At 40.4% G+C, this 21,101-nt stretch carries 21 protein-coding genes; 19 read left to right on the top strand and 2 right to left on the bottom strand.

The genetic code is table 11. From position 1 onward, the window contains the following. Positions 1-13: 13 nt before the first annotated feature. From FXV77_RS15710 to FXV77_RS15620, 19 genes are all read left to right on the top strand, one after another. The gene (locus tag FXV77_RS15710; RefSeq protein ID WP_148920187.1) at positions 14-406 is read left to right on the top strand and encodes a hypothetical protein; all 393 of its coding nucleotides are present in this window, start codon (positions 14-16) and stop codon (positions 404-406) included. A 63-nt stretch (positions 407-469) separates the two neighbouring features. After that, positions 470-1,234 carry a hypothetical protein gene (locus FXV77_RS15705; RefSeq protein ID WP_148920186.1) on the top strand — a complete coding sequence of 255 codons (765 nt, stop codon included), beginning with the start codon at positions 470-472 and terminating at the stop codon, positions 1,232-1,234. A 100-nt stretch (positions 1,235-1,334) separates the two neighbouring features. Further along, a complete protein-coding gene (locus tag FXV77_RS15700) occupies positions 1,335-2,024 on the top strand; it encodes an OmpA family protein (protein WP_148920185.1) in 690 nt (229 codons plus the stop codon). 131 nt (positions 2,025-2,155) lie between these two features. Next, a complete protein-coding gene (miaB, locus tag FXV77_RS15695; RefSeq protein WP_148920184.1) occupies positions 2,156-3,589 on the top strand; it encodes a tRNA (N6-isopentenyl adenosine(37)-C2)-methylthiotransferase MiaB in 1,434 nt (477 codons plus the stop codon). A 16-nt stretch (positions 3,590-3,605) separates the two neighbouring features. Further along, complete coding sequence (locus FXV77_RS15690) at positions 3,606-4,841, top strand: sigma-54 interaction domain-containing protein (RefSeq protein WP_148920183.1); 1,236 nt, start codon at positions 3,606-3,608, stop codon at positions 4,839-4,841. Then, positions 4,841-5,368, top strand: coding sequence for an LptE family protein (locus FXV77_RS15685; RefSeq protein ID WP_148920182.1), 528 nt, complete (start codon positions 4,841-4,843; stop codon positions 5,366-5,368). Before FXV77_RS15690 ends, FXV77_RS15685 begins: the two co-directional genes overlap by 1 nt. Positions 5,369-5,374: 6 nt before the next feature. Further along, positions 5,375-6,466 carry a hypothetical protein gene (locus tag FXV77_RS15680; protein ID WP_148920181.1) on the top strand — a complete coding sequence of 364 codons (1,092 nt, stop codon included), beginning with the start codon at positions 5,375-5,377 and terminating at the stop codon, positions 6,464-6,466. A 12-nt stretch (positions 6,467-6,478) separates the two neighbouring features. Beyond that, a complete protein-coding gene (gene secG / locus FXV77_RS15675; protein ID WP_148920180.1) occupies positions 6,479-6,850 on the top strand; it encodes a preprotein translocase subunit SecG in 372 nt (123 codons plus the stop codon). A 208-nt stretch (positions 6,851-7,058) separates the two neighbouring features. After that, the gene (locus FXV77_RS15670; RefSeq protein WP_148910403.1) at positions 7,059-7,334 is read left to right on the top strand and encodes a co-chaperone GroES; all 276 of its coding nucleotides are present in this window, start codon (positions 7,059-7,061) and stop codon (positions 7,332-7,334) included. 31 nt (positions 7,335-7,365) lie between these two features. After that, a complete protein-coding gene (gene groL / locus FXV77_RS15665) occupies positions 7,366-9,006 on the top strand; it encodes a chaperonin GroEL (RefSeq protein ID WP_148920179.1) in 1,641 nt (546 codons plus the stop codon). 99 nt (positions 9,007-9,105) lie between these two features. Beyond that, on the top strand, positions 9,106-9,618 hold the full coding sequence (locus FXV77_RS15660; RefSeq protein WP_148920178.1) for a CD225/dispanin family protein: 513 nt from the start codon (positions 9,106-9,108) through the stop codon (positions 9,616-9,618). Between the two features lies 1 nt (position 9,619). Further along, on the top strand, positions 9,620-10,009 hold the full coding sequence (locus FXV77_RS15655; RefSeq protein ID WP_148920177.1) for a DUF2752 domain-containing protein: 390 nt from the start codon (positions 9,620-9,622) through the stop codon (positions 10,007-10,009). Between the two features lie 29 nt (positions 10,010-10,038). Continuing rightward, a complete protein-coding gene (locus tag FXV77_RS15650; RefSeq protein ID WP_148920176.1) occupies positions 10,039-11,508 on the top strand; it encodes a hybrid sensor histidine kinase/response regulator in 1,470 nt (489 codons plus the stop codon). 6 nt (positions 11,509-11,514) lie between these two features. Continuing rightward, entirely contained in the window at positions 11,515-15,117 is a 3,603-nt protein-coding gene (locus FXV77_RS15645) for a response regulator (protein WP_148920175.1), read from the top strand. Positions 15,118-15,120: 3 nt separating this feature from the next. After that, complete coding sequence (locus tag FXV77_RS15640) at positions 15,121-15,516, top strand: response regulator (protein ID WP_246162486.1); 396 nt, start codon at positions 15,121-15,123, stop codon at positions 15,514-15,516. Position 15,517: 1 nt separating this feature from the next. After that, entirely contained in the window at positions 15,518-16,342 is an 825-nt protein-coding gene (locus tag FXV77_RS15635) for a CheR family methyltransferase (protein WP_148920174.1), read from the top strand. 5 nt (positions 16,343-16,347) lie between these two features. Continuing rightward, positions 16,348-16,929, top strand: coding sequence for a chemotaxis protein CheB (locus FXV77_RS15630; protein WP_246162485.1), 582 nt, complete (start codon positions 16,348-16,350; stop codon positions 16,927-16,929). 13 nt (positions 16,930-16,942) lie between these two features. Beyond that, positions 16,943-17,311: a response regulator gene (locus FXV77_RS15625; protein WP_148920173.1), complete on the top strand. Its 369-nt coding sequence runs from the start codon at positions 16,943-16,945 to the stop codon at positions 17,309-17,311. Between the two features lie 76 nt (positions 17,312-17,387). Then, the gene (locus FXV77_RS15620; protein ID WP_148920172.1) at positions 17,388-19,598 is read left to right on the top strand and encodes a mechanosensitive ion channel family protein; all 2,211 of its coding nucleotides are present in this window, start codon (positions 17,388-17,390) and stop codon (positions 19,596-19,598) included. Positions 19,599-19,601: 3 nt separating this feature from the next. Here FXV77_RS15620 and FXV77_RS15615 read toward each other — a convergent pair whose 3' ends face one another. Both FXV77_RS15615 and FXV77_RS15610 read right to left on the bottom strand, forming a co-directional pair. Continuing rightward, positions 19,602-19,994 (bottom strand): hypothetical protein, encoded by a 393-nt coding sequence (locus tag FXV77_RS15615; protein WP_148920171.1) that lies wholly within the window; start codon positions 19,992-19,994, stop codon positions 19,602-19,604. Between the two features lie 129 nt (positions 19,995-20,123). Next, positions 20,124-20,966 (bottom strand): universal stress protein, encoded by an 843-nt coding sequence (locus tag FXV77_RS15610; protein ID WP_148920170.1) that lies wholly within the window; start codon positions 20,964-20,966, stop codon positions 20,124-20,126. Between the last annotated feature and the right edge of the window lie 135 nt (positions 20,967-21,101).

The raw sequence follows: 21,101 nt of genomic DNA, 5'->3' as shown, positions 1-21,101 counted from the left end.
TAACAACAAAAATATGGACATTGAAGATTTAATGGGAAGAATGGGATCTGCCGAAGATCCAACCGCAAGCAGTCCCCTCAAAAGCTTGAAAGTTGATTTGGATTTTTACAGTGATTCCATAAAGGAAATAGCTACGGAAATGATCGCAGAAGGATACACGTTATACCCTATTTTTATAGCGCATCAGCATGAAGTCAGTATCGGAGAGCTGTTGTTAAATAAAGATGAATTGAACACACAATGGACTATTAATGTAAGCTCGCTGGAGGAATTTGTCGACCGTGGTCTTATCAAAGAAGACCGAAAAGACTATTTTACGAAACATTTTAAAAATACCAATGAATATATGTGTCTCTTTGTTATTGTGCCAGAGGGAGCGAACTTTGTTTTCTATCCGTATAACTAACTTTTAGTTAGATTTAAAACTTTTTAACATTGGTTAGTCTAAACATTTACTAAATTTATATGAATGTATATAAATAGCAAATATATCGGCGCGCTCGTGAGTTGTGTCGTGCTTTTACTCATAGGAGTACCGGGCGCACACGCACAGCAAGCTAGTGGTGTTTCGGGCATTGTAGTGGAGAAAGGTGGAAGTGTGCGTCTTTCTGATGTAAATGTAACCAACCTGCGTACCAAAAAACGCGTGCAAACAAATACATTCGGTGTATTTATTATTGAAGCATCTGTTGGGGATAGTCTTTATTTGACAAAAACAGGCTATGGGCCGGTAAAGACGATTTTGCAAACAACCGAAGACATCCTTATGGAGATGCAGGCCGGCTTAACCCTCGAGACCGTTGTAGTGAGTAGAATGAGCAAGGAAGCGGAGATGCGGGATATGCTGGATGACTATCGAAAGAAAGGGGTATACAATGGCGGTAAGAATACCCTCGGTACCTATTTAGGAAGCCCTGCAACGGCTCTGTATAACTTGTTTGGGCGTGACGCAAAAAATGCTAAGCGGTTTGCAAGCTTGATGGATAGAGAATTGGAGGAGAGTCAGGTAGATCGAGTTTTTAACAAAACGACAGTGAGCTCAGTGATTGATTTGGAGGGTGATGAACTCCAGTCGTTTATGGATATGTATCGTCCTTCGTATAGTATGGTGAAAAATTGGGGGCAATACGATTTTATGCATTATGTGAAGCGGTCGTTCGACTCCTGGGATAAAAATGGACGTCCTCGTTCCGAACGGTTACCAAAACTCGAAATTCCTCCACAAGAACGGTAATTCTTTTGGTTTTTTCATTTAGATTATGTCGAGATTACCTATTTTGGCATTTACTTTGTTTAAAAGTAAGTAATAAAGTGAACATAGAAAATAATTAATTATGAAACTCAATAGAAAAATAGCTGTATATGGCTTATCAGTAGCTACGTCAGCAATGTTGTTTGCCAGTTGTGGTACTATTCAAAATGCCAGTAGCACAACTAAAGGTGCTGCTATCGGAACGGCTGCAGGGGCTGGTTTAGGAGCATTGATTGGAGGAAAAGCTGGTAATACAGCCGTAGGAGCCATCGCAGGCGCAGCTATTGGTGGTGTAGCAGGCGGTTTGATCGGTAAAAAGATGGATAGACAGGCGAAGGAAATAGAGAATACCGTAGCTGGAGCAGAAGTTATCAAAGCCGACGAAGGTATTATTGTAAAATTTGACGAAGGTATTTTATTCGACTTCAACAGCTCAACACTGAAATCTGCGGCTAAAACGAACATCGCTAAACTGGTAGAAACGTTGAATAAAGAACCAGGTACGGATATTTTGGTGCTTGGGCATACGGATAACATTGGGACACTGGCCGCCAACCAGAAAGTTTCGGATGCCAGAGCAGCATCTGTTAAAGCCTACGCCGTTTCTCAGGGATTAAGTGGCTCGCGGATTAAGACCGAGGGTAAAAACTTTTCGGAACCTATTGATTCAAATGATACCGATGCCGGACGAGCAAACAACCGTCGCGTGGAGATCGTGATTGTTGCCGGTGACCAGATGGTGAAAGAAGCACATGCTGAAGCTGGGAATTAAGCTGTAGGACTTTTGTGTATATATAATGAAAAGCGCTGTTCTATCTGGACAGCGCTTTTTTTTATAAGCTCTGCCAAACTGTCATCATTCTAAGTTTTTATTCGTAACTTTGTAGTCTTTTAGTTGATGTTATGATAGAATTACAACACACGGCAAAAACACACGATGAGTCTCGTCAAGGTGAGGCTTTAGATATGCTCCCCACAGGGAAATCTACAGGAAGAAAACTGTATATCGAAAGCTATGGCTGTCAGATGAATTTTTCTGATAGCGAGATTGTTGCTTCCATTCTATTAGATAATGGTTTTGAAACAACCAAAGATTACAAGGAAGCTGATGTTGTGTTTATTAATACCTGCTCCATTCGAGAAAATGCAGAACAGCGTGTACGGAATAGATTGAAAGAATTTGAATCCGCCAAAGCAAAGAACCCGGGTATGGTGGTAGGTGTTTTAGGTTGTATGGCCGAGCGATTGAAATCAAAATTTCTCGAAGAGGAGAAATTGGTTGATGTCGTAGTAGGACCGGACGCCTATCGTGATTTGCCAAACTTAATTGAGAAGGTTGATGACGGAAGCAAGGCGGTTAATGTATTGCTTTCCAGAGAGGAGACTTATGCAGATATTAGTCCGGTACGCTTGAATTCTAACGGTATTTCTGCGTTTATCTCTATTATGCGCGGGTGCGACAATATGTGTTCATTTTGTGTAGTTCCTTTTACGCGAGGGCGCGAAAGAAGTCGTGATTGTTATTCTGTTGTGAAAGAAGCACAGCATCTGTTTAACGCAGGGTATCGGGAAGTTACTTTGTTGGGGCAGAATGTCGATTCTTATAAATATAAGAAAACAGTAACAGAAGGCGAAACACCGGAACCGACAGTAAACTTTGCCCAACTCTTGGCTATGGTGGCAGAAGTAAGCCCCGAGCTTCGTGTACGTTTCTCTACGTCACATCCGAAGGATATTACAGATGAGGTTTTACATACGATGGCGCGTTACGAAAATATTTGTAAATACATACACTTGCCAGTACAGTCAGGAAGCTCACGGGTATTGGAATTGATGAACCGTACATATGACCGGGAATGGTATATGGACAGGGTTAATGCGATCCGCCGTATTATTCCGACATGTGGAATATCGACCGATGTGATTACGGGATTCTGTACCGAAACAGAAGATGAACATCAGGAAACGCTTTCTATGATGGAGTACGTAAAATACGATTTTGCTTATATGTTTGCGTATTCGGAGCGACCAGGCACATTGGCTGCAAAACGTTATGATGATGACGTGCCGGAAGAAGTGAAGAAAAGACGTTTAACAGAAGTGGTTAATAAACAACAGGAACATAGTCTATATCGTTTACAAAATTTTGTAGGCGAAGTGCAAAAAGTACTTATCGAAGGGTTTTCAAAACGTTCGGACCAAGATTATTGTGGACGGAACGACCAAAATACGATGGTTGTTTTTCCTGTTGATGAGCGCTTCAAACCAGGGCAATATGTCCATGTGTTAGCTGAGCGTTGTACATCAGCAACTTTAATTGGAAGGATTGTAGAGTAAGGAACGCGAAGAAAAAATGGATATTCAAGATATTAAAAATAGATTTGGAATCATTGGTAATTCACCATTGCTAAATCGTGCCATTGATGTCGCTTGGCAGGTGGCACCAACGGATATATCTGTGTTGATACAAGGTGAGAGCGGATCGGGTAAAGAGGTTTTTTCGCATATTATCCACCAATTAAGTGCGAGAAAACACGGACCTTTTATCGCTGTAAACTGTGGTGCGATTCCCGAAGGAACGATAGACTCTGAATTGTTTGGTCACGAAAAAGGGTCATTTACAGGCGCGCACGAGGCACGAAAAGGATATTTTGAAGTCGTAGATGGCGGAACTATTTTTTTGGACGAAGTAGGGGAACTCCCTTTGGGGACACAAGCTAGGTTGTTACGGGTACTGGAGACGGGCGAATACATTCGTGTCGGGTCATCGAAAGTACAAAAAACAAATGTACGGGTAGTTGCCGCAACGAATGTCGATGTGTATGAAGCGGTGAAAAAGGGTAAGTTTAGAGAAGATCTATATTATCGTCTGAATACCGTTCCGTTACGGATTCCTTCTTTGCGGGAACGTAAAGAAGACATCAATCTACTGTTTAGAAAATTCATTGTTGATTTTTCAGATAAATATAGATCTCCGGGAGTGCAATTGACGCCGGATGCACAGGAAACGCTGATGAATTATAGCTGGCCCGGAAATGTGCGGCAGTTAAAGAATATTGCCGAACAAATCGCGGTGTTAGAAAAGGAACGTGTTGTGAATGCTGCGATATTGTCTAAATACTTGCCTATAGAACAACCTGTATCGTCGTTGCCCGTCTTTGTGAAAGATGCGGGAAAAGAAGATTTTTCAGAGCGAGATTTACTATATAAAGTCCTTTTTGACATGAAAAAGGATATGGTAGATCTGAAAAAATTGGTGGTAGAGCTTCTGAAAGAAGGCGTAAATCCAGGTACTTATGAGCAAAATTCACCGTATATCGATCAATTATATGATGAAGTGATGCCTTCTGCCCCTCCCACCTTAACCATCCATAATCCTAATCAGGGTTCTAAAAGCAATGACTATATGTCATATGACGATCAAGAAGCCGAGGAGGTAGAGGAGTCGCTTTCTTTAGTAGAGAAAGAATCAGATTTGATAAAAAAGGCGTTGAAGAAACATAAAGGTAAGCGTAAGGCGGCGGCTCGTGAATTGGGAATTTCCGAACGTACATTGTATAGAAAAATCAAAGATTTAAATTTAGATTGATGAATGCTATGAAAACGCGGAATGTATTATTTCCTTTGTTAGCAATTGTGGTATGCCTCTTATTGAATGGCTGTGGTGTAAAATACGGTTTTACGGGAGGTTCGATTCCAGAAAATATGAAAACGGTGCATGTGGCCTATTTCGAAAATATTGCACCGATGGTTTACCAAACGCTTGGTCAGAATTTTACGGAAGGATTAAAGGAACGTATTCGAAACCAGTCTAGATTGAGCCAAGTCAACGGGGAAGCAGATGCTATGTTTGAAGGTGTTATTACGGGCTATGATATTGCTCCCGCAGCCGTAGAAGCGAATACAGACCGTGCCGCTTTAAATCGTTTGACGATTACCGTCAAAGTGAAATATACGAATCGTTTAGATGAAACTGGAGACAGCAATTTTGAACAATCCTTTTCACAGTTTAGAGAGTTTTCAGGCTTGATACAAAATCAGGAAGAAAACCTGACACGAGAAATAATCAATTTACTGACGGAAGATATTTACAATAGAGCATTTGCTAACTGGTAAAATAGTATGGGAAATCAAGGAGCGTCATTTACACATTTATATCACCAAGCTTTGCTCAATCCAAAGGATATTGCCTTGACTGATTTTGAGCAATTGCTTGCTCAGTTTCCCTATTCACAACCCTTGCACTTTGCTTTTGAAAGACGTAAATTTCTACAGGACGAGCCACCGAAGCATTTAGAAAACCGAGCGGTTCTATTGGCAAGCAATGCCAATTGGTTGGCAGAGTATGTCCAGTTGCCGGTGGGAGAAGTGCCCATAATAGAAGTGGAAGATGATGATTATGTACCTTTTGAAGATATTGCAGCATCTTCGGAAGAGTTGGAAATGCCTCCTGTGGAAGAAAGTTTAAAGGAAGAAAAGAACACCCGGTTGGGTGAGCAGCAAGATGATGAACAAATTATCGTAAAAGAGGAGGAAGGCAAAGATGTCTTAGAAACGTTGGTGCAAGAAGGGGTAGGAGGGGGAGATTATTTTGCCGTTCATGTCAAAGACATACAATTTGAGCAGACTGAAGAACGAGGTTTTGGAGAGGAAGAACAAGTTGATAAAGAAAAAAAAGAAGAGGATATTAGCCTGTATAATGATGAATTAATGCCGTATAGCTTCCGGTGGTGGTTGCATAAAACCCGGTTGGAACACGCGGATACCTATCAACCATTTGCAAGCCCACAGCTTCCGACAGCAAATAAATCTTCATTTGATCCGGCAGTACTCGACAAAGTTATTTTAGACCAGCAAATACGGGAGCACATCATTCATTTGCAGAATCCAGAAGATAAGCTCAGTGAAGAAGTGAAGCAGCGCGAGATAGCCTCCAATAAACCAAATAAGGTGACAGAGGTAATAGAGCGTTTTATTCGGGAAGAACCGCAGATACAACCTCCGCAACCGGAGAATATAAATGTGGAAAACAAAGCCAGAAAGAGTTCGGAGGAACAATTTGATTTAGTGACGGAAACACTAGCCAGTATATACGCGGATCAAGCTATGTACGTTAAGGCGATAGAAGTCTATAAAAAATTAATTTTGAGATTTCCAGAAAAAAAATCGTATTTTGCGACCCGAATTAAGGAATTGGAAGAAAAACTATATTAACGAAATAAAATAATGCAAACATTTTTAATTGTCCTGATCATATTAGCAAGTGCTTTATTAGGATTTATTGTGTTGATTCAAAACCCCAAAGGAGGGGGCTTGGCATCAGGATTCGCAGGGAGCTCTAATTTGATGGGCGTTCAACGTACAGGTGATTTCTTAGAAAAGGGAACGTGGGGCTTGGCAATTGGATTGATGGTACTCTGTTTAGCAATGAACATTTTAGGACCATCAACTGGGGGAAGAGCAGGGGGATTGGGTGATCAAATTGATGCTCCGGCACAAACTTCGCCACTGAACCTTAACCCGAATCCTACACAACAGCAAACAACGCCTGTGACAGAAACACCTGCACCGACAGCCCCTGTTGATAGCGCGGATTAAGACGTATGTTTATTAGGTATTGGAAGGACCTCGCAGATTATCTGCGAGGTCTTTTTTTGCAATACTGTCTCATTTAATATGACAGGATGACACGGAGAAGAGAAAAAATGGCAACAATTTCTCTATTTTTTCATTTGGCATAGTTGGTGATAGGAAAGGAGAGAAGAGTTTAAAATTAAACATCAAATAAAAATTAAACGAGATAACTATGGCATTAAGTATTAAACCTATCGGAGACAGAGTTGTCGTAGAGGCAGCTCCCGCAGAAGAAAAAACAGCATCAGGAATCTATATTCCAGACACAGCAAAAGAGAAACCTTCTCAAGGTACTATTGTTGCGGTAGGAGCGGGTAAACCAGAAGAACCGCTAACTGTTAAAGTGGGCGATAAAGTTTTATATGGCAAATATGCCGGTACGGAAATTACTTACGAAGGTAAGGAGTATTTAATTATGCGTGAATCTGACATTTACGCGGTTTTATAAGTCAAGGGTAAAATCATACTAATTTAAAAAAATGGCAAAACAAGTAAGATATAATGTAGAAGCACGTGATGCATTGAAAAAAGGTGTAGACACGTTGGCGAACGCAGTAAAAGTAACATTAGGTCCAAAGGGACGGAACGTCATTATCGAGAAGAAATTTGGTTCTCCTGCAATCACAAAAGATGGTGTAACCGTAGCCAAAGAAATCGAATTGAAAGACGCGTTGGAAAACATGGGCGCACAGATGGTGAAAGAGGTTGCGTCTAAAACTGCTGATCAAGCCGGTGATGGTACAACAACAGCTACAGTACTTGCTCAAGCTATCGTTGCTCCAGGTTTGAAATCCGTTGCAGCAGGTGCTAACCCAATGGACTTAAAACGTGGTATCGATAAAGCTGTTGCAGCCGTTGTAGCCAATTTGCAATCACAATCAAAAGAAGTTGGAGCTGATAATAATAAAATTAAGCAGGTTGCTACAATTTCTGCAAATAATGACGAAATAATCGGTTCTTTAATTGCGGAGGCTATGGAGAAAGTCGGCAATGATGGCGTTATCACAGTAGAAGAAGCAAAAGGTACGGAGACTGAAGTGAAAACAGTAGAAGGTATGCAGTTCGACCGTGGTTATTTGTCACCATACTTTGTGACTAACTCTGATAAAATGGAAGCAGAGTTAGAAACTCCTTATATCTTAATCTACGACAAGAAAATCAGCAACATGAAAGAATTGTTGCCTATCTTGGAGAAACAAGTACAAACAGGTAAACCATTGTTGATTATTGCGGAAGATCTAGATGGTGAAGCATTGGCAACATTGGTCGTGAACAAAATCCGTGGCTCGCTGAAAGTGGCGGCGGTTAAAGCACCAGGTTTTGGCGACCGTCGGAAAGCGATGTTGGAAGATATCGCTATCTTGACAGGCGGTACAGTTATCTCTGAAGAAAGAGGCTACAAATTAGAGAATGCGGAGCTTTCTTACTTAGGTCAAGCTGAAAAGGTCGTTATTGACAAAGATAATACAACCGTAATCAATGGTTCTGGAAATGCAGACGATATCAAAGCTCGTGTTGCACAAATCCGTTCGCAAATCGAAACGACAACGTCAGATTATGATCGTGAGAAATTGCAAGAGCGTTTAGCGAAGTTGTCTGGTGGTGTAGCGGTACTTTATGTCGGAGCAACTACAGAAGTAGAGATGAAAGAGAAAAAAGACCGTGTGGACGATGCATTGCACGCTACCCGTGCAGCAGTAGAAGAAGGTATCGTTGCTGGTGGTGGTGTTGCTTTTATCCGAGCTACAGAAGCGTTGACTGACCTTAAAGGTGCTAACGAAGATGAAACAATCGGTATCGATATCATCAGACGTGCTATCGAAGAGCCCCTTCGCCAAATCTGTAACAACGCAGGTATCGAAGGTGCAGTAGTTGTTCAAAAAGTAAAAGAGGGGACGGCTGACTTTGGTTACAATGCGCGTACAGATGTATACGAAAACTTAATTGGTGCCGGTGTTATCGACCCAACTAAAGTTTCCCGCGTTGCGTTGGAAAATGCGGCTTCTGTTGCATCCATGCTATTAACTACAGAATGCGTGTTAGCTGACGAGCCGGAAGAAGGCGGAGCAGCTGGTGCTGGCGCTCCTCCAATGGGCGGCGGTATGCCAGGCATGATGTAAGATAGGGATCTTTCTATCCTATAATTGAAACAAAAAGGCTTCAGATATTTTCTGAAGCCTTTTTTCTTTTTTATATTTAGTCCAACATATTCATATCAGATGCAAAAATATCATTATACCGATGGGACAAATACATTTGGGCCCTTTTCGATAGAGGAACTGAAAACAAAAAACATTACTGGCGATACGTATGTATGGGCAGAAGGTATGCCAAATTGGGTGCTTGCTAGAAGTGTCCCGGAGTTAAGCGATATCCTGTCCACAGGTGCACAGCCTTATTTCACAGGATCACAACAGACTCCACCTCAATTTCCGAATACACCGCCTTCACCTTACAATCAGCATATGGGGCAACCACCTAAGACTTATTTGCTGGAAACGATTCTTACGACAATTTTTTGTTGTTGGCCGTTAGGAATTCCATCGATTATCTATGCTTCACGCGTGGAAAAGAAATTCTACGCAGGTGATGTATTGGGAGCTGAATTGGATTCTGCAAATGCAAAAAAATGGATGTGGATCAATGTTGGCGTTTGTATTGGTCTATGGGTACTTTATTTCATTATCTTTGGCTTTGCGATGTTCGGCGCAATGATGTCTGGAGGATATTAACATGTTATTGAAGAAATATCGTTGGGTATTTCTAGGAGCTGGTGTGGCAGTACTCGGAGCAGCAACCTACATGTATTATACCTATGATCCTGCTGTACATAGTTGGTTCCCACAATGTCCTTTCAAGGCGTTGACGGGATTGGATTGCCCCGGATGTGGTTCCCAACGCGCGGTTCATGCGATATTACATGCAGATTTTCGAAAAGCATTCCATCATAATGCTTTGCTGATGTTTTTTATTCCCTATCTTACCGTTGGGTTTAGTTATCGGTGTGTGAAAGATCCAGATGAACGTTTATTGAAATGGCGGAAAATCCTATTTGGTGAATACGCTATTAAAATTTTAGCTGCTGTTATTTTTGCCTATTTTATTTTGAGGAACGTGCTATAGATTCCTCATTCTTATTTCAAAAAGAATCCATGATTTTAATCGTTGACGACCAGATAGAAAATATATATTCATTAGAAAAGCTCTTAAAGTCTAAGGGGTTTGAGGTTGATTCCGCGCTTTCGGGCGAAGAGGCGCTTAAAAAAGTCTTAAAAAATGACTATGCGCTAGTTATTTTGGATGTGCAAATGCCCGGCATCGATGGTTTCGAAGTAGCGGAAACATTGTCCGGCTACAGCAAAACCAAAGAAGTACCCATTATATTTTTGTCTGCCGTCAATACAGATAAAAAGTTTATAGCCAAAGGTTACGCTTCCGGTGGGATAGACTATATTACCAAGCCGGTGGATCCCGATATTTTAATGTTGAAAGTGAAAACGTTCTATCGGTTATATGAGCAAACCTTAGCACTCAACGAGACTCAAAAAATATTGGAATCAGAGATAGAAACCAGAAAGAAGGCACAGCAGGAATTGAAAGATAAGGTAGAGCATCTTCATACTACGCTTGAAAGCTTGCCTCAAATTGCCTTCACGGCTGATGGACGAGGACGAATTACTTTTGTTAACAAAAGATGGTACAAATATTCTCGATGTCCGGAGACATTTCCCGAAGTTCATCCAGATGATACTTGCATCAAAAAAGTATGGCAACACTGTGTTGAGCATAGCCAACCACTGGCACTTGAAGTGCGTATCAAAGAACTGAAATCGGGTCATTTCTGCTTCCATCTCTTGCGGATTATTCCGGTAAAAGATAAAATAGGTATACGAAGTTGGGTGGGGACATTTACAGACATACATGACCAGAAGGAGGAGGAGCGAAAAAAAGACGAATTTTTAAGTATCGCGAGCCATGAGCTCAAAACTCCGCTGACGAGTATTAAAGCTTATATCCAGTTATTAGAACGTATGCCAGATGTGCAGAAAGAGAGTAAATTTGCAACCTATATCAACCGTGCACAAAATCAAGTTAATAAATTGGACAGTCTTATCGCTGATCTGTTAGATATTTCCAAAATTGAGAATGGAAAGCTAAAGGTGAATAAAAAGCGGTTTGATATGGAGAAGCTAATTGAAAGTGCTATGGAAACTATTTATTATACGCATAGCCATGTGCAGTTTAAAATCGAACGAAAGGGAGAAACGATTACACAAGAGGTGAATGGTGATGCTTTTCGTATCGAACAAGTACTTATCAACTTTCTAACGAATGCTATCAAATACTCCCCTGATAGCGATAAGATTGTTATACATACCACTACTGATAGGGATCAGCTCTATATTGCCGTTCAAGATTTTGGTATTGGTATTCCGGAACACAAAAAAAATAATATCTTTACGAAATTCTACCGTGTGGAAGAGTCATCTGTGAAATTTCAAGGATTGGGCATTGGCTTATATATTTGTGCGGAAATTATTAAACAACATGATGGAACATACGGTATAGAAAGTTCTTCAGACCAGGGAACCACCTTTTATTTTACTATACCATTTAATTAAATCAATATGTCCAAGAAACTCATTCGGAAATTACAAGTCGGATTTGGATTTTCGTTATTTGTGTTGTTGTTGAGCTCATCTGCTTCCTACATCAGTATCAAAACGCAGATGAATAACCGCAGTAAAGTTATCAAAACACAGCGGACAATCGACTCGGTTAATCAAATTTTGATTGATTTGCAGAATGTCGAAACGGGGCAGCGAGGGTATCTTCTAACAGGCGAAACGAAATTTTTAGAGCCTTATTACGAAAGCCAGACTTCTCTTCCGTCATCTTTATCCGCAACCCGGGAATTAACGAAGGATATACCGGAACAATCGCGGCGCATAGACAGCATAGAGACTTTGATAATGACGAGACTGGATCTTTTAAACGACCTTGTTAATTTAAAAAAAGAGGGAAGCACGGCTACAGTTGAGCAATTGGAACGCGGTAAACTCTATATGGACAGCTGCCGGAATATTATAGATCGTTTTGTGACTGAAGAATCTAATAAGCTCGATGTCCAAACGGTTAGCATGCAACGAAATTCAGGATTAACTTCATTTTTCATCATTTTTGCAGCTTTCGCTTCCCTTATTATTACGATCTTATTCTATTTGCAAATTCGAAACGAGTTCGGAAGACGGGAGAAGATGCAAGAACTACTTCGTGAAAAAGATGCGGATACGACACGCCGTTTGAATATTGTACAAAGTTTGGCGCAACAGGTCGCTGATGGAGACTATTCTGTTAGAATTGAGGAGGCTGAAAAGGATACGCTGGGCTATATTGCCTCTTCTCTCAACGGTATGGCTGCTGCGTTGGAGGAATCGTTTGGAAAGCTAAATGATAACGAATGGAGACAAACAGGATTGGCTAAAATAAACGATATTTTGGCAGGTAATAAGACGGAAGAAATAGTTGCCAATGACGCATTGGAACTGTTGATATCTTATACGGAGTGCTTAAATGGTGCTTTCTATATATGGGACAAAGGATTGCTAGTGCTATCGGGCTCCTACGGTTTAGAAGAGCATATGAAAAAAGAATATCTTCCGGGAGAAGGAATCGTAGGACAGGTGTTTGAAGATAAACGAATTAAAGTCCTGGAAAACGTGGATGAAACGGACTTTGTCGTTAGTTTCTCTTCTGGCCAGATCAAAATAAACCATCTTCTTTGGTTGCCTCTGATGGTGAAAGGGCAGTGTTTTGGGGTAATAGAATTGGGCAGTGTTTTTCCTTTTGAGAAACTGGATATAGCGTTTTATCAAGAAGCTTGTCGTAATATTACATTAGAAATACTAGCAGCTAAAGGAAGAAAGCAGGTTCAGACTTTATTGGAAGAAACGCAAGCACAGGCAGAAGAACTACAAACGCAGCATGCGGAACTAGAAAATCTTAATACGGAGCTGGAAGCCCAGACGCAGAAGTTACAAGCTTCAGAGGAAGAGTTGCGTGTCCAGCAGGAAGAGCTGATGCAGTCCAACCAGGAGTTGGAAGAACGCTCGAAGTTATTGGAGGAAAAGAATCAGCTTATTGCTGAACGCAATCTAGAGATACAAAAGAAAGCGGAAGAGCTTGCGCTGAGTACAAAATATAAATCAGAATTTCTCGCCAATATGTCACATGAGCTTCGGACACCACTAAATTCCATTCTGTTGTTATCTCGATTAATGGTCGAAAATGTGGATGAGAATTTAACGGAAGACCAAGTGGAATCTGCCAAGGTTATACAAAGTTCAGGTTCCAGCTTATTAAACCTCATTGACGAAATCTTGGATCTATCGAAAATAGAAGCAGGAAAGATGGACGTTGAGTACGAACATGTGGCATTAACGGATTTGAGAAACGACTTGCTAAATTTGTTTTTGCCGATAGTGGATGAAAAGGGACTTGGGTTAATGGTCGAGATAGATGAAGGAATACCAAGCTATCTGGAAACAGATAGACTACGGCTTGAGCAGGTACTCCGTAATCTACTTTCGAACGCTATTAAGTTTACGTCGAAAGGCGATGTGTTGTTATCGATATCTCAACAACAGGATCTTCCGGATTATATACAATTTATTGTGAAAGATACTGGAATCGGAATTAGTGCTGAAAATCAAAAGATTATATTTGAAGCTTTCCAGCAAGCGGATGGCTCTACAAGGCGTAAGTTTGGGGGAACCGGATTGGGGCTTTCCATCAGTAGGGAAATTACTCGATTATTGGGAGGTGAAATTACGGTGAGCAGCACCTTGGGAGAAGGTAGCACATTCTGTCTGACGATCCCCATTAGGAAAGTATCCGAACCGCTATTAGCGGCACCCGATGCCCTTGTAGAAAGTATTACGCATGAGGTGGAAGAGATGACTGCTTTGGTTTCGGATACGGCATCTTCGTTAACTACCTCGAATATTCCTGAAGAAGTTAATGACGACCGCCATGATGTTAAACCGGGGGATAAAGTTATTCTTATCGTCGAAGATGATACCCCTTTTGCAAAAGCGTTGCTTAAATATGCGCACCAAAATGGATATAAAGGTATCATCATTGTACGAGGTGATTGGGCAACAGAGGCGGCTGAAAAATATCAACCTTTGGCAATTTTGTTAGATATACAGTTGCCTATGAAAGATGGATGGCAAGTGATGGACGAAATCAAGAGCAATCCCAAAACGAGACATATTCCGGTACACATTATGTCGTCGTTAGAAGTGAAGCGGGAAAGTCTATCCAAAGGAGCTATAGACTTTATAAATAAACCAATTGCTATCGAGCAGATTGCGCAAATGTTCCGTAAAATAGAAGATGCACTTACCCGGAATCCGAAAAAAGTGCTGATTGTCGAAGAAAACCCCAAACATGCGACGGCATTATCTTTTTTTCTGAGCAATTTTAACATCGTATCGGAAATTAAAAACAATATTGAAGATAGTATTCAAGCATTAATGTCCGATAATGTTAACTGTGTAATTTTGGATATGGGTGTGCCCGATGACACAGGATATGAAACCTTAGAAGCCATCAAGCAAAAAGAAGGATTGGAAAACTTGCCTATCATTATTTTTACAGGGAAAAATTTATCGCAAGCGGAAGAGTCGAAAATAAAACAGTATGCGCATTCGATTGTTATAAAAACGGCACATTCTTTCCAACGTATTTTAGATGAAGTAGGATTATTTCTTCATTTAGTAGAGGAGAGCAATTTGGAACCCGATAAAAGAAAAACCAGCAAGCTAGGATCTCTTAATGAGGTATTAAATGGCAAAACGGTATTGATAGCGGACGACGATGTGCGAAATATTTTTTCGCTAACCAAAACGTTGGAGCACTATCAAATGAAAGTAATTTCGGCAATCGACGGAAAAGAAGCGTTGCAACAATTGGAAAAACATCCGGAGACATCGGTTGTCCTAATGGACATGATGATGCCTGAAATGGACGGCTACGAAACGACTAGGCAAATTAGGAATATGCACGACTATGCTAAGCTGCCGATCATTGCTGTGACAGCTAAAGCGATGACAGGCGATCGAGAAAAGTGTATTAAAGCGGGAGCATCGGATTATATTTCCAAACCGGTCGATAAAGATCAGTTGTTATCCCTATTAAGGGTTTGGTTATATGAAACCGAGAGGTAAATAATGACGTTGGAACTAAATATGACGATGAAGACGCAAAAGGTAATCTTGCTGATAGATGACGATAACCGGAACATTTTCGCTTTGCAATTAACGTTGAAAGCTCGAAAATATAGGTTCTTGTCTGCCCCAAATGCCATGGAAGGTTTACAGCTATTGCATTCCAATCCTGAAATAGGCCTAGTTTTGATGGATATGATGATGCCTGAAATGGATGGGTATGAAGCCATAAAGCAGATTCGACGTTCAGACGTATACGGAAGCGTTCCTATTATTGCCGTCACAGCGAATGCTATGAGTGGCGATAAAGAAAAATGTCTAGCTGCGGGAGCAGATAATTATATCGCGAAGCCAATTGATGTGGATAAATTAATGAAAGTCATAGAGGAATTTTTATAAGATGATCGAGCTGGATATCGTGAAGAATGATGATATGGAAATGTTGTTAAAGGATATTTCTCATTTGTATGGTTATGATTTTACACAATATAGTAAGGCATCTTTAAAAAGACGCCTCAATAGAATATGTATGCTCGATAAGTTCGCAAGCTTTGCAGAATTAAGGTATAGGCTTATTCATGATGGGGCTTATCTGTCACGTTTTATTGAAGAAATAACGGTCAATGTGACCGAGATGTTTAGAGACCCCCATTTTTACGCTACATTACGCCATCATATTTTGCCCATTTTAGGAACATATCCGTTCATTCGTATTTGGGTTGCGGGTTGTTCTACGGGGGAGGAAGCGTATTCCTTGGCGATATTGTTAAAGGAAACGAATTTATTTGAAAAAACGTTGATTTACGCTACCGATATCAACCCCAGTGTGCTCGAAAAGGCATCCAAAAGTATCTTTCCCTTAAACCAAATGAAACAGTATTCTAGGAATTACATTTTGTCTGGTGGGGAAAAGGATTTTTCTTCTTATTACGTTTCGATGTATGACGTGGCAAAATTTCATTCCGGTTTAAGCAGTAAAATGATATTTTCTACACATAATTTGGTGTCTGACTCTTCGTTTAACGAATTCCAGCTTATTTTGTGCCGAAACGTCCTTATTTATTTTGATAAGGATCTTCAAAACAAGGTATTTAAGCTTTTTGACGATAGTCTTCAACCATTTGGTTTTTTGGCATTGGGAGCCAAAGAGACACTTCGGTTCTCCAATATTGAACAACGATATAAACAGTGGAATGAGGATAGAATTTGGAAAAAAATATCCTAGTATGCATGATGAATAGAAAAACAACAGAAATTTTATTGATAGGGGGTTCTGCGGGAAGCATTAGCGTCCTTTTGGAGGTATTGCCTCATCTTAACGATCACCTTTCTTTTCCTATTATGGTGGTTGTTCATCGCAAAGCGCATCCGGAAAGTATATTGGAAGGATTACTGGGATTTCGTAGTCGTTTGCCGGTAGAAGAAGCGTACGATAAAATGACGTTGAAAGCAAATTATATTTATTTAGTGCCAGCAGATTATCATCTTCTATTTGAAAATAAGCAGATGGTATCTTTGGATTGTTCTGAGAAAGTCAATTATTCCAGACCCTCTATTGATGTTACTTTTCAGTCTGCTGCTCAAATATATATGAAACATACTGTCGCTCTATTGCTATCGGGTGCTAATACAGACGGTTTGGAAGGTTTACGTTATATAGCCCAACAACAAGGTACTGTACTTGTTCAGGATCCCGATACCGCTGAGATAGCCTATATGCCTCAACAAGCCCTTCTTAATTTGCAAGTTGACACTGTTTTAAAGCCAGAAGAAATGGCCTCCTTTATCAATCAGTTAAGTACGAACTATTAACTTTTATAGCACTATGAAGAACAAAACAATACTTGTATTTGATGATGATACAAATATTTTGGATGTTTTTACGATAGTTCTCGAAGCCTCGGGATACCAAGTAGAAATTTCTGAAACCTCTCATAATATTTTGGAACGGGTTAAAGAAGTAAGCCCCGATATGATTATTATGGACAACTGGATACCTAATATTGGAGGAGTAAAAGCCACGCAAATACTGAAAAGCGAACCTAATTTTAAACATATTCCAGTCATTTATTGTTCGGCAAACAATGACGTAAGCTCACTTGCAGAACAAGCCGGAGCAGAGGCATATTTAGCCAAACCATTTGATTTAGATGAGTTGGAGAATAAGGTGGCCAGCTTGCTTCGGGATAAATAGTCATATTTTATATAGGGAACACTTATAAATCAAATAATGGGGTAAACGTTTGAGCAGTATAAGTTGTTGTATAATTATGATTAAAATAGAGAAGAATAGAAAGTTGCTACAATGGCTGCTACGGCTTTTGATATTATTGCTGTACAGCACTGTTCACCCCGTGGCGCACTCCCAAGACTCACTTTTTTATTCCCAACAATTCATCTGGAAAGAGAAACAAGCACAGGTGCATTATTGGAAGCAGGTGCAGGATACCTTTTCAACTACCGTAGATAGTATTAAAAAGAGCGTTTTATTTGAACGCACAGCACCCGATTCCACAGAGCTAGATAGTACATTAGTTTTTCTGGGAGCAGCAAAGAAAGAGATTTCACAATATATTTACGAGATTAAGACCGCTCGAACGAACTGGTTGTCCACGCCTGAACTAGTGCAGGTTGAAGCAGACAGTTTGGTTATGGAAGAATTGTTAGAAACGGATTCTATCAAAAAAATAGCGAAAGATTTGATAGACACCTTGCCGCCGCTGATTCGGGGCTATGAAAGACTGATCGGCGATGTCGTTTATTTGGAAAGATGGATTAGTCGTCAACAAGCAGAGATCGGGACTATCGCCGTAGATTCCGCTACCGTTGAGATGAATCCTGTTCGACGGCATATGGTGAGAGTAGTGCAATCTAATTTAGGAAAGGATGGCTCCTCTTCCGGATTTTTTGACTATCCGGCGTGGAGTAGTCGCCTCTTTTTGATTTTAATAAGCTTGCTTTATTTTTATTGGATGTATAAATTGGGGCGGAAAACAGAGCAGGGTGACGAGGAATTTAGATTATATCAGAACGAGCCGTTATGGATCCCATTTTTAAAAGCATGCATACTCTTTTTGGTGTTATTACCGTTTGCGTCCTTTTCTGTACCTGTCCTTATTCTGGAAAGTAGCTATTTACTCGTTTTTGTTTTTCTTTACATTATCCTTTACCAAGAGCTTTCCACCTTTAAGCGGAGGGTACTGGGACTGATTTTCGTTTCCTATATTATACTGATAAGCGCGAATCTTTTTTTATCAACCTTGTGGTGGACGAAAGCTTATGCTATATTGGCCAACATCTTAAGTATCGCCGTAGTTTGGTTTATGGGACGCCGAACAGATATTGATAATCCGATAGGGTATATTCATCGATATGCCCGTTGGCTGATTATACTAGGGTATTTTCTTGCCGTTGTATTGAATATAATGGGGTATGTCAGTTTTGCACGTATGTGGAGTTTGGCGGCAGGTATCGGATTGCTGCAGGTCATTGCGTTACGTGCCGTACGTGAAATGTTGCTTCATGACATCGAACAACAATATAACAAGGTGAAGCCTGAAGCTTTATTTCGGCGTTTCGATTTGAAGCGGATGCTGCTGAGTTTTGATCGTTTATTCCGTTTTTGTGCCGTCGTGTTGATCGTGTTGGTATTATTAAACAATTTTCACCTCGTCCGTGAAGCAAGTTCTTTGTTGGAACGTTTGCTCATGACAGAGCATAAAATTGGAGGCCTTACGTTTGCTTATGCCAATCTTTTGCTTGCCCTTGCGGTTATCTGGTTAGCAAATTGGTTTCAGAAAAATTTAAAAAGTTTGTTAGACGATACGTCTCCTAAAGACGAATTGCAGGTTCGAAAGATGACTTTGTTTCCCTTATTCAGATTGCTTATTATCGTCATCGGATTTTTGCTAGGGATTAGCATATTGGGCCTGGGGATAGATAAATTGACGGTCATTATCGGAGCACTAAGTGTCGGAATAGGATTGGGATTACAGAATGTCATCAACAATTTTGTGTCGGGTATTATTCTGGTTTTCGAAAAACCTTTCAAGATTGGTGATTATGTCGAACTTGCGGATAAAAAAGGACAGGTGATGGAGATTGGGATCCGTTCCAGTACCTTACTGACCGATGAGGGAGCTCGTGTGATTATACCCAATGGCGACCTGCTTTCGGGAAGATTGGTCAATTGGACGTTCAGAGACGCGGATATTCGTGTCAATTTGAAATTGACTGTGGATAACACTATTCCTGTTGAAGATATTAAAAAAGAATTGAAAATAAAACTTGCAAGCTTTGATGAGATAGATCGATCTATTTCGACGAAAATATTTACAAAGGAAATTACAGCTGATAGCTATCAACTTACCATTCAAGTAGGGATTAAACACGTTCGCTATATTGAACGTTTTCGGAGCCGATTTTTAGAATCCTTTAAAAAAGACATGGATGCTCGAGGAGTCAAGATATCCTCGAGCTAAAACTCACCCCATGGGGTTCGTTCCCGGTTCGACCGTAGGATCGCGATTAATATTGGGTTCTGGAGTGGACAGCTCATTGATTTCGGGCTCCGCATCCGGATTGATTTCGTCGATATCGGGATGGGGTGCTTCAAGAGGGTCAATGTCCGGTTGCTCATTGGGCTGATTTTCCTCTATCTCATCCAATTCGGGTTCTTCCCGTTCAAGAGGGTCTACATCAGGTTGTTCTGGGGGAAGATTTCCCACGCCTCTCTCATCATCAGGAATAATTTCCTCTTCAGGTACATTTCCTTCTCCTCCACGATTTGGAGTGACGGGATCGGATGTTGGATCTACTAGTGCGAAAGCTATGATCGGACCTTGTCCTTTCACAGCAAAAAGGTTTTTTGTTTTCATTGTGTTTTTCTTTATTGATGTATTAATTGAACCGCTTTCAGTTCAATATAGTTGCCGTGATAAATACCTGAAAAATATAATAAATACCCTTAACCTTTATATTCACATAATAGATTTACATGGGATTTTCTATTCCTCTTTTTCCCGAAGAAGTAGGAGAGGAATATCTGATTTTTTGATAAGTTGCTTACTTACACTCCGACGAAATAACCGCTCAAAGAAACCATACGATTTCGGGATTGTAACGATTAATCCCGCGTCATGATCTTCTGCAAAATCTTCTATTTCTTCTGCAATATCATCACTTGTTGTATAATGGTACTCCGGTTGGTAAACATCCAATAAAGCATGCATTTTATATTGCTCCATAATCGTGTCGGGGTTTGCACGTTTTCGTTCTAGGGTAACATTTAATACCAATAATTCTGCCCCCAGTCTTTCTAGCCATTGGCCGATTTCGGCAATAGGCGTACTATGCGATACTTTTCTTAAGTCGCAAGCAAAGACAACCTTTTGGATCGGTTCATAGTCAGCATCCGCCGGAACAATAAGTAACGGCAGTTTCAAGGAGGAAGCTAGGTTGACGGTATTGCTGCCAATTAGCACTTGTTCTAAGTTACCCCTTCCCGTTGTTCCTGCCACAACTAGGTTAGCATGCCATTCTTCAGCAAGTCCTTCAATTCCACGTAACAATGGGAAATTATTTGTTATCAAATGGATACCTACCCCGCTATCTTCTCCTAGCACCTGTTCCAATTCCGCTTGTACAGTCCTTAAATTAGAAAAGCTTTGTTCCTCTATAAGGGAAGGGACTACGTCTGTCATGGGGAGATCTGTGCCGACAGGCAAATTGTCATAGGCGTGATAAAGTACAATTTGATTTGCATTTATGGATTTTGCCAATTTTGTGGCGTATCGAGCTGCGTTTAATGCCGATTCCGAAAAATCGGTTGTAATGATAATTGTTTTCATCTATTTATTTTTTTTGTTCCATATTTTGTTTTCATTTTTTTCCTCATCGTATTTAGTAAACAATCTGTTGGCAGGGATTGTTTCCGTATTAAATCCCAAAAACAAAATAAATACGAGCTCGGGTGCGAGGTACGT

The organism is Sphingobacterium phlebotomi (assembly GCF_008180195.1).
GTDB lineage: Bacteria > Bacteroidota > Bacteroidia > Sphingobacteriales > Sphingobacteriaceae > Sphingobacterium > Sphingobacterium phlebotomi.
This window is presented reverse-complemented; position numbering and strand designations above follow the sequence as displayed.